Origin of the sequence: Vibrio sp. TMPB1044, assembly GCF_030442075.1 — a bacterium.
Lineage (GTDB): Bacteria > Pseudomonadota > Gammaproteobacteria > Enterobacterales > Vibrionaceae > Vibrio > Vibrio satsumensis.
This window is the reverse complement of the sequence record NZ_JAUJED010000011.1, coordinates 41,362-57,719: the sequence shown is the minus strand read 5'-3', so window position 1 is coordinate 57,719 and position 16,358 is coordinate 41,362. Positions and strand designations below refer to the sequence as shown.

Genomic DNA, 16,358 nt, shown 5'->3' with positions numbered 1-16,358 from the left:
ACTAAATTCTTTCCTAATTCTTTGTCTCTAATGGCGGCTTATGCTTTATCGTTAGCAGGGGCTTCTTCGATACAAATCGCGATGTCTTTCACTTCGTAAATACGCAGACCATCTTTGCTCAGGTTTGCGTCGCCAACGATGATGCGTTTGCCGTCTTCGTCTTTAACCGCAGTGATATGTACATCCAGAGACATCTGTTTGTTCAGAGGGTTAATCTGACCACGGTATTTCCATTTCACTTCAGATTGGATTTGACCAAACTTCGGATTACGGAAGCCAGCACCAAGATCTTTGTTTAGGGCGTAGGTTTGCATCAGTTCGATGATCGCTTCGACACCTAGAGAGCCCGGCATTACAGGATCTTGATGGAAGTGGAATTGGAAGAACCAATCGCTAGGGTCAATCGTACGCTCTGCATATAGGTAACCAAGGCCGTCTTTACCACCGTCGCTAGTGATCTGCACTGTATCGATAAAGTTCAAACGACCGCCGGCCAATTTGTAGTGCTCTTGTACTTCACCAGTAGCCGAAACGGGTGCATTGAAGTAACGCGTCGTTTTGTCTAGCAGGTTAATGTTTACATCTGGCGTACGGTTGTTATCAACGTGCCAAGGGTGAGTCACCTTACCGTTGTCCAAACCTAGTTGGTCTTTCAGTGCAGCGCCTTTGAAGTAACCAAATACCGCTGTACCTTCATAAAACGGCACGCCATCAGTGCTCAGTTCGAAGCTAAAGCTCTGTACGATGTTAGTGCCCATCATTACGGTTGAAAGCAGGCGAGAATCATTGGTGATCGTTTTGCCACGCAAGTCGACGTTACGCAGCATTTTGCCGCTGCCGTCTAGGTTACGGAAAAACAGTTCTTCACCTGGGAAGCCCAGAGTGGCGCCCATGTAGCCAGAGATGAAGCCGTTTGGCTGCAGCGAAATCTCCATTAATACCGAGTAAGGCATCAAGGTATGGTGGCTGTTTTCATCGAAATACCATGCGTTTTCTGGCACTTCGTATTCTGCGATACACGATGAAGGCTTCTTGAAGTCGCCACGTTTACCGTCGATCTCAACAACGCGAGTAGTTAACTGCAGATCGCCACACGGAGTACGTGGTGGAATCATGCCACGGTAGATAGAGAAATCAGGCCCGAAACATTTCTCGATATCACCAGTCGCGAATTCGAACATGTGATAAGGCGTGAATGGAACCGTATCGGGTGTGCGGTTCGGGTAATCAGGCGTTACCGGCGCTTCAACGTGTTGAAGAGGAACGACACCTTTGTTTGGTGCAGTTTCTAGGTCTTCAATTTGAGCCATCAATGGCGCATTGGCTGAAGCTTGTTGGTTCACTGCTGGCGTATGGCCCAAGTTTTCGATAACAGGGGTCGCGACAGCTGTTTCTAAAGAAGGCAGGTAACGAGTACATTCGTCATCTTCTTTGATCATTACACCCAAGTTTTGGAAATCAACAATCACTTTGCCGTGCAGTAAGATATCGATGTTAGCTTTCGCGTATGGGCGAGGGCTTAAACCAATTTCAGTCACTTCCATGCGGTAAGTCAGTTCTGCCGATTGCGGTAGAACTTGACCACGACAACGTACTTGTTGAGGGGCATTTTCAAGCGGTTGGAAACGACCATTTTGAACAAGTGTGTGCATGCCAAGGTGCATCATGAAGAACTGAAGCAGTTGACCACAACCTTCTGCCATCAAAGAGCCAGCCATTACCGAGTCATCTTTGAAGTGACAAGGGAAGTACCAGTGCTCAGGCTCTAGCTGCTTGTGACCTTCAATCAGACCAAGTCCCCATGTGCCGCCTTGCGGTTCAACACGGCTAACCTTTTCGATCATCATGAACTTCTCTGAGCTGAAGCATAGAGAAGGCTGGTGGCGATTAGATTGGTGCGTCGGGCCAAAACACTCTGTAATGTTGGCAGTCAGCAGGTGACGCAGTTCTTGGTGGTTAAACTGGGTTTTAGGGCAGTGCAACATAGGGTCGAAGCGTTGCTTAGTTGCAAGCTTACGAGCCTTGATTTCATCTTCAGTGTGAATCACACCTTTGCCATCTGCTAGCTCTTCATCAGTGAAGAAGCCCGCACAGCCGTTATCCATTTTCAGGATCATCTTGTCGCCAACGAAACATTCGTACGAGAAGAAGAACAGCAGCGTGTCGCCATTGCGAGCAAAGTTGTTGATTGAGATATCGTAACGCAGCGTATCGCCACCACGAGGCAAGTCGCCAAGGAAGGTCAGCGTACAATCAAGCAGGCGATAAACACGCTCACCTTTGTTTTCAAAATCGATACCTAAGTAGCTGATCAGCATTAGGTCACACTGACCAGATTCAACTGCAACAGCCCATGGGATCTGACCATCTACAAGATACGGCGCATCAACTGGGATGTCGTATTCTGTGGTCATGGTGCTTGGTTTGTACTCGTTAACGGTCGCGTTGAGCTTAGTCACACGAGATACCAATAGGTAGTCTGTGGTTGGTAAACGAACGCGGCGCGAGTAGCTATCGATGATCGCGTAGTCAGGGCCAAATACATTCGCAATATCGCCTTCAGCGTATTCAACCAGATCATCGTAATCCCAGATACATGGTTTACGGATCGGTTTCACTGGTGCTGGCGTTGCAAGTACGTTGACTGGCGTTGACTGAACTTGAGCTGATTGAGCTTGAGCAGGCTGAGCTGGCGTTTGTTGACCATTCGTTTGTTGAGAAAGGGCATTGCTATCTAAACCAGATGTCACTGCGTTTAGCTGTGCTTTTAATAGCGCATCAGCCATCTGCATGCCTTGGGCACGAGTGTGCAGGAATGCTTTGTGTACTTGCTGCGTTGCTTGTTGGTTTTGAGCAAAAGCTTGGTTGTGTGGTGTTACAGACGGCTGTAATGCTGCATCCGTATTAGCGTCGATTTGAGACGCGCCATTTTTAGCGGATAGGACATGAGTCATATTGCTGTGGTTACCTGTTAGCTGACTGTGGCGAGTTGGCGCCAGAGTAGGGGATACTGATGTAGGAGTTTCGATTACTGGCTCTACCGCGTTCTGCGCTGATGCTTTCTTCTCTAACTCTTTTTGCGCAAAGGCTGCTTGAATGCTTGCTGTCGTTGGAATCGACGCCACTCTTGCTGCTTTTTTACCAGAAGCTTTCTGTTGAATCGTTGCTAAGTTGGTCACTGGGGTATGGGCAATATGTTGATAAATATCGCGACCACCAAGAGTCACTTGCTTAACCAATTGGCGCTTAGCATCGCTCGCCAGTTCATTGTTTAAACGAACGGAAAGTGATTGAGATTCAACACTCGATTGGCTTAGTAGCAGCTGTGAACATTGTCCTTCGCTGATGTTGGCAACAATCGCGCTCTTAGAACTGACATTCGGATTCAGAGGTGCAAGGTTCAGGTTGAGCAGACCGTGTAGCAGGCTTGCCATACCAGAAGCTGCAGAGCAATGACCCACACGTTGACTCGCTTGAGTAGTCTTTGTATTCCCTAAACTTAGAGACGAAGACTGATGAGATGAAGACTCTGGTGCATGGTTAAGCTCAAGCAGAGAAACATCGTTTGAGCTCATGCCAACTTGAGTTAGTAACTCATCAGCAACGACGTTGTTATGCTTGCTTGAACCAAAAGCCAATGCGTTGATGCTGCCGTAAGCCGTGTCTTGGTTGCTAGCGACTCGACCTTCTTCAACAAGAACAATCGCACCTGCGCCTTCACCTACATTCCAACTGCCGTCTTGTGGTTGGTCGAATTTTGGATCAAGCGATACCGGGCTCACGCTGTTCTTCAGAATCACATGTTCTGCGCTGCCACTTAAGTCAACGGCTGCAATTACCACGGCATCCATGGATTCTTGCGACATCAAGTTTTGTGCTACGTCGATACATCGAGCAACTGACTGTTCAGCGGCTGAAATCGTAAAGGCAGGGCCGTTAAAGTCCCACAATGAAGAGATACGCGAAGCCATGATATTGCCGATGAAACTGGTGTATTGGTTCAGCTTGGCTGCGTCCATCACACTGTCCATCGCGATGGTTTCTAGCGATTGGTATTCGTCTTGAGTTAGTTCTATACCCATGTTGGCAAAGCTGTCAGCCAGTTGGCTATGCAGGTTTACGCGCCCACGGAATTGGTGCATCTCAAGCTCTGTTTCCATTGCGACCAGTACAGCTACCTTTTGGCCCGCTACGAGCTTGGCATCTTTGATGGCTTCATCTGCAACTTTCATCAGTAGCAACTGCTGAGAGATCAAACGGTCATCTTCATTAGGCGGCACTTTGAAGCGAAGGAAATCGAGATCGAATTGATCGATGTAGGCTCCATTTGGAATGCCGTGTAAACCAAACTGATTCAGTAGTTCTGGATGTTGGTCTAAGCCTTTCCAGCGTTTCTTAGGCAAAGCAATGAAAGCATCGTTGTTGGTTTCAATTGCAGTGCTTAGCGCATTGATGCTTTGCAGAGAACCGAAGTGAGACGCGAGGCCAGCAATGCTTAAATTAGGCGATTGTAGGCTTGGAGACGCTGACTCTTGAGTCTGATTTGCATGACTGGTGTCAGAATACGCTTCAAGCAGTAAGTGAGCATTACAACCACCGAAACCAAATACAGAAACACCCGCACAGCGCTCTTGGTTACCCGCTTTACTTGGCCAAGGTTGCACTTGTGTTGGTAGCGTCTGTGAACCAAATAAACCTTCTGGCGACGATAGTGGCTTGTCCAAATTAATACTTGGCGGAAGTACACCTTCTTTCATCGCAAAGATCATCTTCATGATCCCTGGCATACCTGCCGCAGTCAGTAAGTGACCGAGGTTTGACTTCGCAGAGCCAATCGATGGCGGGTTAGAACCATTTAATTTGTCAGCAAAGAAACGCTCCATTGAGGTTAGCTCAACCTTGTCACCTAATGGTGTGCCAGTTGCGTGACACTCAATCACTTCAATGCTGTCTGGTGTTAGGTTTGAAGCCTCGTAAGCGCGTTCAAAGGCTTGTACTTGTCCTTTGCTGTTTGGGCTTAATACGAACTGGCCGCGGCCATCGTTTGACAAGCCAATGCCGCTGACGACTGCGTAGATGTTGTCGCCATCACGCTCTGCATCAGCTAAACGTTTTAGCACTAAAACACCAGCGCCTTCGCCAGCAAATAAACCTTTACTGTTGCTATCAAACGGAACCGACACACCGTGGTCAGGGTAAGCGTGGAATATGGAAAAACCCATGTTGATGAAGAATGGGTCAGCACCGGATACTGCACCTGCCAACATCATGTCGGCTTTGCCCGTGTTCAAGTAATCACACGCTAACTTCAATGAATACACTGAACTTGCACATGCCGCATCTAGACTAAGTTGCACGTTGCCTAAGCCTAGCGCATCAGCCACTAACTTAGAGGCGTTGTGTGCCGCAGCACCGTTGATCGGGTTGAGGTCTTGAGCTGTTTCATTGGTTGGTAGCAGTGAAAACTGGTCATTAGCCAATTTAGCTTGTAGTGCCTTTTCGACTACCGAGTGGTACATCGGCAGAAACAGGTCGTTCGAGCGTGTGGTTGGGAACGAAAGGGCGCCCATGATCACGCCTGTGCGCTCTAAAACATCGGCATTTAAATTAACGCCTGCGTCGACTAAAGCCTTACGACTGGTATCTAACGCCCAAAGAAAACTCTGGTCGACACCTTTGAATGACTCAGCTGTTAAGCGGTAGCCATTGCTGTCGAAATTGAAGTTTTCGATGTAGCCGCCTTTATCACAGTAAAAGCGGTCTGATTCACCTTGCACACCCTGATAGCTTTCAGGCTTAGCGCCTAACTTTTCAGCGCTTAATGTGGTTCGAGAGTCTTTTTTATTCAGCAAGTTTTGCCAAAAGTCTTTTGGCGTATCGGCTTCAGGGTATTGGTTAGCAATACCGACAATGGCGATCTTATTGCACTTCACTTGCTGTTTGTTCTGAGCTTGAGCCTGATATTGAGAACTCATACTAGCTCTCCTTGATGACCTACTGTGCTGCCTTGAGGCACACCACTGAATTGCTTAGCGGTGGTGATCTGTTGTTCTAGCCCTTGAATTAGTGGCTCGACAGACAGTGGAATTTGATGAGTAATGAGCTGACCAATGCACTTGATGAGCGTGACAACATCGTCGCCACCCTTGGCATTGGAAGCGATTGTGTAGTATTGGTCTGATACGCTGTCGCTGCGGTTGATCTTGTCGATCAATGTGCTGGTTTGACGATCGGCGCCTACTTCGACAAACAGACGAGCACCTTGTTGACGCGCACTCTGGATCAACGCGGTGAAATCCAGCGTTGAACAGAAGGTGTCGGCAATCGAAAGGGCGATGCTGTCGCTATCGATATTGATTGGTGCGCCAGTTGGCAAGCCTGCTGCGCTGATAAAGCGGATATGCTTTGGCAACTCGTTGAACAGTGGTTGCGTGTAAAAATCACGCACTTGGCTATGCTGACTTAGTGCTGGGGTAGTGTGCATTGCGGTAACACGATTCGCGGCAATACCACGTTTACCCAGTTTCTTGAGTAATGCACGACATGTGCTTTCACAACCGGCCAGTACGCAGGTGTCACCTTGTATAATGGCAAGGTAAGCACGTGGAAACTCCGGTAACAGAGCCTCAATCGCTTGCGCATCACTGCGAACCACAAAGCTATTCCATTGGATGCTTTCGTCGCCGTTCAGCTGCCAATCTTGACGCACTGCGGTGAGTTCACCAGAAATAGCCGTCGTGAAAATAGGGCTAGTTTGAGTCATCTCAATCAACGCATGCGGATTTTTCCAAACATTCAAACTGGCCCACATTGAAGCTTCACCCTTGGAGTAACCCAAAGCGAAGTCTGGCTGTACTTTGAATTCATCACACAGCAGTTGTGTTAACAGATAACTACTGCCGACACCTGCAATTGCCAATTCACTGAGTGACATTTCTTGCGAGTCTTCAGCGTAGGTTTTATCAGCCTGCAGCATCTCTTTCAGGTTACCTTCACGTTCTAAACGAGCAAATAACTGTGGGAAATGGTGGTGAAACTCACGCAACATGCCGGGATAAATCGTGCCAACACCTGGGTAAACAAATGCAACGCCACCTTTGCTTTGAGGCATCGGTGAGAAACAACTGCCCGCAGGAGTTTTGTATTGGTTATTGTCAGCCATTACTTTTGGCAACGTATTTTCTAGCGCTGTGATCTCTTGTATTGCAGCATCGATTGAAGCCGCCTGAATCACTATGTTCGAGTTAAGGCCAGCATTGTGCTGAACGTTTTGGAAGTGGCTTAGGTTTGAATGCATCAGGGTGGCGATAGCAAGTTCGCTGTCCGCCGAATCGCTAACGCATTTAAGCTCAGCTCTTAGTGAGGTCAACTGAGAAACCAATTCAGCTTGGTCATTGCCAGAAACCACAAACATCAAACGCTCACTCGATAGTAAGGGTTTTGGTTCTTGCAAACCGGTCGCTTGAGCCAGTATCAGGCTGGTGGATTTTGGGCTATCGTCACTGAAAGTTAACGCAGCAACACGTGCTTTGTTCGGCTCAGTGAACCAGTAATTGTTAGGTAATGAATGGCTCGGCAATGAACGGCTCGATATCGCATTAACCATATTCAACAATTCATTAAACTGCTGCGAAGCAGATAGGGCTGAGTATTGTTGTTGATGGCTTAAATCTGAAGCGGGGCGGCGTGACATCTCTAGAGCAAGCTGAACGCAATCTCCATTATCTAGATCGAGAGTTTCGGCAAAGCCCGCTAAATTCGCGTGTGGGTGAATCTTGTTTTGAGCAGCGGTCAGTGCACTCAACATCACTAAGGATAGATCGTGAGAATCCAAACAGAGTTTAACAGCACTGCCTTGATTGACTGCCTCAATCGCTTGAGTAAGTGCTTGATTAAAATTGCCATCAACCACAACAGTTATCATGCCTGGGAACGAGGGGAATAAGTCAGCAGAAAGCTCAGCCGCGTTTGCTGGCTGAGCTAAAAGAGCGATGCGCAATGGCATCGCTTTATTAGTAGGAACAGTCACTATGACAATTGCTCCTTTTCTGTTTTCTTATCTGTTTTAGTCTTACTCGCTACTGCTGAGCTAGACTTCGGCAAAAATGCGTCATTTAAACTCTTGCTGATGGTGACTTTGGCACCTTTCATTACTGCGCTTAAACGACCATCTTGGTGGTAAAGCGAGATATCAGCTTGCAGCGAACGAGCCGTGCTTTTTATCACGCTCAGCTCTAGCCAACCTTGGTCACCATTGTGCATCGGTGCGTAACAAATAAAATCACCGATTGCAGACGGTAGGCTTGCCGCGCCGTATTTCAATCGAGCCCATACCAACATGGCTTGCAACAGATAATCTTCAGCAAATGGCTGGCTATCGCCAAAGCCTTGCTTAGGAATAAATGCTCCGCAGTCGCTGTTTTCAATCTGAGGCAACTGGCATTGAGCCAATAAGCCTAAGTCGTCAAAGCGTTCGACTGAGGTAATACCTTGCAATCTTGGTCCGTGAAACAGAGTGCCGTCACTGTATAGAGCTTGCGCCGCTGTTACAGGTGCTGAAGTGTTGGCTTCAAAGCGCTTTGTTGACGCTTGTTGAACATCTTCAGACACTTGCACAGAGGCAACTTGCAACTGAGCTTGATACTGTGGTCGCCCTCGGCAACTGATTACTGCTTTTAGCTGATCTTTTGATTTAGCGTCTGAAGACAAGACAAGCGTTAGCTCTTGCACTTCATCGGTATCAAAAATCACACCCTTAAGCAGTTTATAGTTGTGAACGCTAACGTTCACACCTAACAGTTGCTCTGCGATTTCACGCATCCATTGGATGGCACACACTGTCGGTAACACAGGATTACCGGCAATGCAGTGATCTTGAATGAAAGGCAATGCCTTTGGATCAAGATGACGTGTCACAGTGATGCTTGTATTCAGCGGACTCTTTGCAAGATGCACAGACTCCGCATTAAGCTTTTTTACAGCAGCTTCCTTGTTGTCAGAACCTTGCATGCTCGTACCAACCAGCAATTGAATGCCAGTTTCGTTCAGTAGTTGAGAGCTAAATAGCTCTGCACCCGCCTGAAGAGGAATTACGTACACACCGCGCTCTGTGAACATACGTTTCAGTGCTGCGTTTACCATGCCACCGTCCCACGGTCCCCAGTTGAAGCTCATCACTTTCGCTTGAGGGTTACGCGCAGACAACTGCAGAGCTGCTTTGTTTAGGATCTCGTTAGACATCGAGTAATCACTTTGGCCTGTGTTTCCGTAGAAACCCGCCGCCGAAGAGAACATCGCAATCAGTTTTAGCTTGCTGCTATCAAGACCGCTAAGAACCGCTTCTAGTCCGCCCACTTTCGTGCCGTAAACCATGTTCAGTTCATCAAGCGTTTTGTCTTGAATGTGTTTGTCAGCCAGTACGCCTGCACCGTGGATAAGACCAGTGATGCCATCGAAATTTGCCAGCGTTTTTGCTACTGACTCATGGTTCGATACATCTAGGCTTAGGTATTCAGCGCTCGCGCCAATCTCGTTGAAAGCGGCAAGTGCTGCGTTGATTTCAAGGCTGCTCAATACCGGTTTTAGCAAGGCATCAACTTTTTTCGGCGTTGGCTTATCACCCGTAGCTTGTAGGTGAGCGATAGCCGCTGGTTTTAGCTCTTTCTCTTGCTTGCCTTGTGCCCACTGAGGTAGCTCAGCTGAAGTAATATGCTTACTACGACCTGCAAGAATGAAGTGAGACTTACATTGCTTAGCAAGCGTCAGTGCACATTCAAACGTCACGCCTTTAGCGCCACCCGTCACCAGAACTTTGTCGCTCTTGGTGAGTTGAGCGCCTGTGTTTTTAGTTTGTGCAGCGCCTGGTGTTGTCGCAATCAGTGTTGCACGACCAGATTCACCGTTTTCCGCATGGCTAAGGCCGATTTCAACCGTGTCGGTATCGATATCGAACAGTTCACCTGTGATAGCTTCAGCTAGGTGACGAGCATCAATAGAAGCGTCAGCATCCAATGCACGGCAGAATACGTTTGACCATTCATGGCTCAGTGTCTTAGTTAGACCAGATAGAGCCGCTTGGTTAAGTTCTGCATTCGCTAATTGCTTAGTATCTAGGTAACCAAAGCCACCATCGATACGGCTTAGTGTGAAGAACACGCTACGACCAGAAACGGCATTCAGTTGGCCATTTAGGTGCTTGGCGAATAAGAACGCTGTCGTCAGTGAAGCTCTTGAGTCTGCATTCAAGTTTACCGCTTGCTCGTTGCTTTGTTTAGCATCAACGATAGCTTGTAGGTGAATGAAGCCAGCAATCACTTTGTTCGACGTTTTAAGGTCTGCTTCTATGCCGTTAATAACCGCAGTTACACCAGCATCATCGACGCTGTTGAGTGTGTAGCTTGCGATTTCGCTGTTTAAAGGTGACGCGGCAGAAAGAGCACTACGCACTACAGCAACTTGAATGCCGTTAGCGGTCAACTTTTCTGCTAGAACGCCGGCGTTGTGACCATCATCTGTGATCACAACACAAGCGTCTTCTGAGAAACAATCGACGAGTTTATCTGCCGCTGGTAGCTTTTTTAGCGCTACCTCATTGTGTGGAGGAAGTTCCGTTGTCGCTGTTTCTGCGATAGGCGTTACTGATTCAGCTTTAGCAGTCGCTACGGGTGCTAAAGCGGATAGCTTGCTTTGCATGTAGGTAACGATTTCACCAAGCGTACGACACTCAGCTAAGTCTTCAGGATTCAGTTCTGGCAGCGTTGGTAGCTGGTCTTGAACCGTACCTAGAATTTCAACGCGTTTGATAGAGTCGATACCAAGGTCTGCTTCCATGTCCATCGCTAGGTCGAGCATTTCTGCTGGGTAGCCTGTTTTATCGGCAACCACTTCCATCATTGTTGATTGAACATGAGTAGGGTTTAGGTCATTGCTCGTGCTTTTTACAATTGCCTCTACTTCTGCAGCAGGAGCCATTGTCGCTACTTCCGAACTAGGAGCTAACTTGCTATTCATGTAGTCAACGATTTCGCCAAGAGTACGACACTCAGCCAAGTCTTCAGGGTTCAGCTCTGGCAATGTTGATAGCTGGTCTTGAACCGTACCAAGGATCTCAACACGTTTGATTGAGTCGATGCCAAGGTCTGCTTCCATGTCCATTGCTAGGTCGAGCATTTCTGTTGGGTAGCCCGTTTTATCCGCTACTACGCTCAACATTGTGCCTTGAACTTGCTCGGCGTTTAAACCGTTTGAGACTGCTTGCGCTGGTGCAGATGCTACAGGAGTAGAAGCTGGAAGTTTGCTGTTCATGCTTTTAGTATTCATGTAAGCAACAATTTCACCGAGAGTGCGACACTCTGCTAGATCTTCAGGGTTTAGTTCTGGAAGAGTCGGTAGCTGGTCTTGAACTGTCCCTAGAATTTCAACACGTTTGATTGAGTCGATACCAAGGTCAGCTTCCATATCCATTGTTAGGTCTAGCATTTCAGTCGGGTAGCCCGTTTTCTCTGCGACTACTTCTAACATGGTTTTTTGAACGACAGCCGCATCTAGTCCGTTGTTAGCTGCTGCTGGCGCCACTACTTCCGTTTGTGCTGCAACTGGTGCAGAAGTCGGAAGTTTACTGTTCATGTAGTCAACAATTTCGCCAAGAGTGCGACACTCAGCTAAGTCTTCAGGGTTTAGCTCTGGAAGAGTAGGCAGTTCATCTTGAACCGTACCAAGAATCTCAACACGCTTGATTGAATCGATACCAAGGTCAGCTTCCATATCCATTTCTAGATCAAGCATTTCCGTTGGGTAACCTGTCTTCTCAGCCACCACTTCTAGCATGGTTTGTTGAACGACTTTCGCATCAAGACCGTTAGCGGCTTGAACAGGAGCAGCTGCGCTTGGCTGTGCTGCCACAGGCGCTGATGCTGGCATCTTGCTGTTCATGTAGGTAACGATTTCACCAAGAGTACGACACTCAGCTAAATCTTCAGGGTTCAGCTCAGGTAGGTTCGGCATTTCGTCTTGAACGGTACCAAGGATCTCTACACGCTTGATTGAGTCGATACCAAGGTCTGCTTCCATGTCCATTTCTAGATCAAGCATTTCCGTTGGGTAACCCGTTTTCTCGGCGACCACTTCTAGCATTACTTTTTCAGCATCTGCTGATTGTACTGCTACTGGTGCAGCCACAGGAGCTGGTTGTGCTTTAACTGGCACAGGTTGAGCTGCAACAGGCGCTGCCGCTTGAGCCGCGACTTTCGGTGCAGGCACGGCTTTCTGTACTGGCGTAACTTGAACAGACTGAGCTTGAACTGGCGCGGTTTGTACAGGAGCCGTTTGCACTTGAGCTACAGGCTGTTCAACGATAGCTGTTGGAGTAGTTTGAATCGCTGGCTGAGCATTTACTGATGCAACGAAGGTTGGTTGTGCGGTTTGCACTGAACCTTGCGTCAGCATATTAAGTGCAGAGCTGTTGCTGTGCGCTTGCATTTCTAGGTAATGAGCGTGAGCTTTTAGCGTTTCAGCTTGGTGCTGGTGGAACATCTCCATAGAACGCTGTAGGTTTTCAGGAATTGCTACGCCTGCTGTTGCCATTTTCGCTTGCTCAGACATTAGGGTGTTGAACGTGTCACCGTATTGCTGAGGAATCGCAAGGAACTGCTGATGTACTTCTGCTGCTTGTTGTTGAGCATTGAAGAACGACTGCAATGAAGACTCATCTACCGTTACTTGAGCTGTTGGCTGACTAGTCGCTGGGGCAGTTTGAACCACTTGTGATTGCGGAGCTGCTGTTGCTACTTGTGCACTTGGTGCTGGGGCAGCTGACTGTTGTACATTTGAAGCTTGAGGAGTAGCCACAGGTACTTCAACGATTTCTGTTTTAATCACTTCTTTTTCCACGATTTTCTCGACTTCAACTTTCACTTCAACAATCTCAGTCTTTTCGGTGACGTTGCCCGAAGCCAATGATTGATCCATTTTCTTACGAGTAGCAGGGCTGATGTAGTTGGTTGCATTCAGCTTGATGTTCATTGGTGATGCCTTCGCAGGTTCAGCAATGTCAGCTTGGTAAGGGTCAATGTTGTCTAATGAAATACCTGCAACGCACAGTTGAACCGCAGCTAAACGAAGCTGTTGGTCACTGTCGCCTTTAGGGCTTGGGTTGATACTGATTGCGTAAAGCTCTTCGTTCTTATCAGCCAATGTTTTCTCAACCAGCTTTTGAAGAATGTTCTTAGGACCGAACTCAACGAATACGCGCGCGCCTGCTTCATACATCGCTTCAATTTGCTCGCTGAAACGAACCGATTGCAGCATGTGCTGTTTGAATGCTTTCTTGATCGCTTTCGCGTCTTTGCTGTGCAGTTTGCCCGTTGCGTTTGAGTAAAGCGGCAGCGTTGGAGCGCTGAATGAAGCTTTATCGATTGCAGCAGCAAATGGTTTTTGAGCGTGAGCAACAAGCGGTGTGTGGAAAGCGCCAGAAACTGGCAGAGCAATTGCTTTGAAGCCTTGTTCTGTTAGCGCTTGTGCTGCTTGTTGAACCGTCGCGGTTGGACCTGCAATAACCAGTTGAGTCGGAGCGTTGTAGTTGGCAATGCTCACGCCTTCGAATTGGCTGATGCAGCTTTCAACGGCTGGAAGTTTGTCTGCGTCTAGGATGACTGCAAACATAGTACCGCTGTCACCTTGTTCAGGTGTCGCAGCCATCGCATCGCCACGAGCGAAAGCTAACTGGTAGTAATCGTCTTGCGAGATAACACCCGATGCACATAGTGCACTTAACTCACCAAAGCTGTGGCCTGCGACCATGTCTGCTTTGAAGCCAGCCTGAGTCATGATGTCGAACTGACCCATAGACACAGTACCAATCGCACTTTGCGCGTTGGCCGTGTTGGTTAGTACCGCTTCTTGAGCTTTAGTTGCTTCAGGTGTGAAGGTTGGAATTGGGAACAGAATTTGCGACAGAGCTGTTTTCTTGTGCTGACCAAATACCTGATCCGCTTGAGCAAGCTGTTGGCGCATCTCAGGGTAATGACAAGCAAGCTCGCGACCCATGTTTAGGTATTGCGAACCTTGACCTGCGAATAGTGCCGCGACTTTACCTGCACCGTTTTCAGCAATCAGTGCTGACTCACGGTAGCTAGTGCCGTTTGGCATCTGCCAATGTGCTTTGGCTTGGCTCTCAAGCATAGAAACCGCTTGAGTCAGTTGCGCTTGAAGGTCTGCTTGATCAGTCACGACTAAACCAATACGAGCATGCTTAGCGTCAACTTCACGCAAACTATGTTGTTCAGCAAGCGCTTCCAGGTTGAACGCAGCATCGGCAACTTGAGTTGAAACTTGTTTTAGCTCATTGACCAATGCTTGACGAGATTCTGCGCTGAATAACAGAGTTTGCGGCACTTGGCGCTGACGGTATTTGTCACCGCGAGCATGTTCTGGGGTGTACTCTTCCAATACAACGTGGAAGTTAGTACCACCAAAACCGAATGAGCTAATACCTGCACGGCGTGGCGTACCGTCGACACGTTTCATCCAAGGACGCGTTTGTGTGTTTAGGTAGAACGGTGAGTTCTCGATATCCAACTTAGGATTCGGAGCCGATACGTTAATCGTTGGCGGAAGTACTTTGTGGTGCAGTGCTAATGCAGCTTTGATTAAACCTGCAGTACCCGCGGTTGATTTAGTGTGACCAATTTGAGATTTCACAGAGCCTAACGCAATGTGTTGCTTCTCTTCATTGTTCTCACTGAATACCGAGTTTAAGCCACCAAATTCAGCCACATCACCCGCTGCAGTACCTGTCCCGTGCGCTTCTAAAAGGCCAAGTGTGTGCGGTGCGAAACCAGCATCATCGTAAGCACGTTTTAGTGCTTTTGCTTGTCCTTCAGGGCGAGGTGCGTAAATGCTTTTGAACTTACCATCCGAAGAAGAACCGACACCTTTAATCACTGAGTAGATTCTGTCGCCGTCGCGCTCTGCATCTTCAAGACGCTTAAGAGCTACCATACCGATGCCTTCACCAATCATCATGCCTTTTGAGTCGATATCGAAAGGTTGAATGGTTTCATTGGTGGTAAATGCAGGTGTTTTAGAGAAGCTCATGTACATGGTTGGTGAGTTATCAGTACACACACCACCCGTGATCATCATTTCACTGCGGCCTTCAACCAGCTCACTAAGAGCCATGCGCATTGCGGCTAGAGAGCCTGCACACGCAGCATCTACTACACAGTTGATGCCGCCAAGGTCAAAGCGGTTAGCAATACGACCTGAAATTACGTTACCCAATGAACCAGGGAATGAGTTCTCTTCCCAGTGGATGTATTGGTCTTGGAATTTTTTGATCAGCATTTCGCTGTCTTCGTCGTTGATACCACTGCTCTTGAATACTTTTTTCAAAACAGGGTATTGAAGACGAGCGTTAAGGCTTTGAGCGATCTTCTGACCACCACCAACACCCAGCGTGATACCGATCTTATCGCGATCGTAGCCTTCAGGCAGCTTGGCATCTTCAAGTACTTCTTTTGCCACGATCAGAGAAAGCAGCTGTGACGTATCAGTCAGTTCTAGGATATTTGGCGGAAGGCCGAACTCCATTGGGTTGAAGTCCACTTCAGGGATGAAACCACCGCGCTTACAGTAAGACTTGTCTGGCGTAGTACGATCTGAATCGTAGTAATCTTCTGGACGCCAGTGCGTATCTGGTACTTCAGTAATCGCATCGATCTTTTCGCTGATAAGGTCCCAAAATTTATTCAGGTAACGAGAGTTTGCAAACATGCTCGCCATACCAACGATAGCGACAGGCATATCTTTAAGGCGTTTATTCAATCGAGAATCGTCGACTGATTCCGGTGTATTTGTCTCGGGTTGGCTCATTATGAGTCTCCACTAGAAATCACAGAAAGTGATGTCGTGTTTTGAGGCTGCGCTTTTAAAGCTATAGAAAGAAAATCTGAAACAGACTTAGGGAAGCGCAGCTGAAAATTCAGGTTGCTGAGTGGCGGCAACCAGATAGAAATTAGTTTTTCGAAGTGCGTTGACTTACGAGAGTAGGGGAGGTATTTCATGCGCGACGGTGGCATTCAAATGTTGAGGCGATGTCCATTAAAATCCTGTTCAAAGTCTGACTAAACGACAAGTCGGTATCCGCAAAGAAAACGTGTGAATTTGTTTAATGGTTGAGCAGGCTACCCGAGGTGAGTGGTCGATACAATGCTCCCAGAGGCCACTATGATCTGTTCAGACCAGATGATTTTTCTGAACTTTTGTTTTTTGTATTTTTGATGAAATTAACTTATTGATAATTAATGGGTATATGTGATTTTTTAGTGTTTATACTCTATATTTTAACTTTGTGAGATCTA

Annotated in this window: 4 protein-coding genes; all 4 read right to left on the bottom strand. The window is 47.7% G+C overall.

Features of this window, described 5'->3' with window-relative positions; all coding sequences use genetic code 11:
* Window positions 1-38: 38 nt before the first annotated feature.
* From QQ041_RS06305 to QQ041_RS24150, 4 genes are read right to left on the bottom strand one after another with little or no spacing between them, the layout of a single operon-like run.
* Window positions 39-5,975, bottom strand: a complete 5,937-nt coding sequence (locus tag QQ041_RS06305) for a beta-ketoacyl synthase N-terminal-like domain-containing protein (RefSeq protein ID WP_285953341.1) — start codon at window positions 5,973-5,975, stop codon at window positions 39-41.
* A complete protein-coding gene (locus tag QQ041_RS06300; RefSeq protein ID WP_285953340.1) occupies window positions 5,972-8,029 on the bottom strand; it encodes a PfaB family protein in 2,058 nt (685 codons plus the stop codon). The genes QQ041_RS06305 and QQ041_RS06300 overlap by 4 nt, the downstream gene beginning before the upstream one ends.
* Entirely contained in the window at window positions 8,029-15,870 is a 7,842-nt protein-coding gene (locus tag QQ041_RS06295) for a type I polyketide synthase (protein WP_285953339.1), read from the bottom strand. The genes QQ041_RS06300 and QQ041_RS06295 overlap by 1 nt, the downstream gene beginning before the upstream one ends.
* The gene (locus QQ041_RS24150) at window positions 15,870-16,061 is read right to left on the bottom strand and encodes a hypothetical protein (RefSeq protein ID WP_353057833.1); all 192 of its coding nucleotides are present in this window, start codon (window positions 16,059-16,061) and stop codon (window positions 15,870-15,872) included. The genes QQ041_RS06295 and QQ041_RS24150 overlap by 1 nt, the downstream gene beginning before the upstream one ends.
* Window positions 16,062-16,358: the final 297 nt, after the last annotated feature.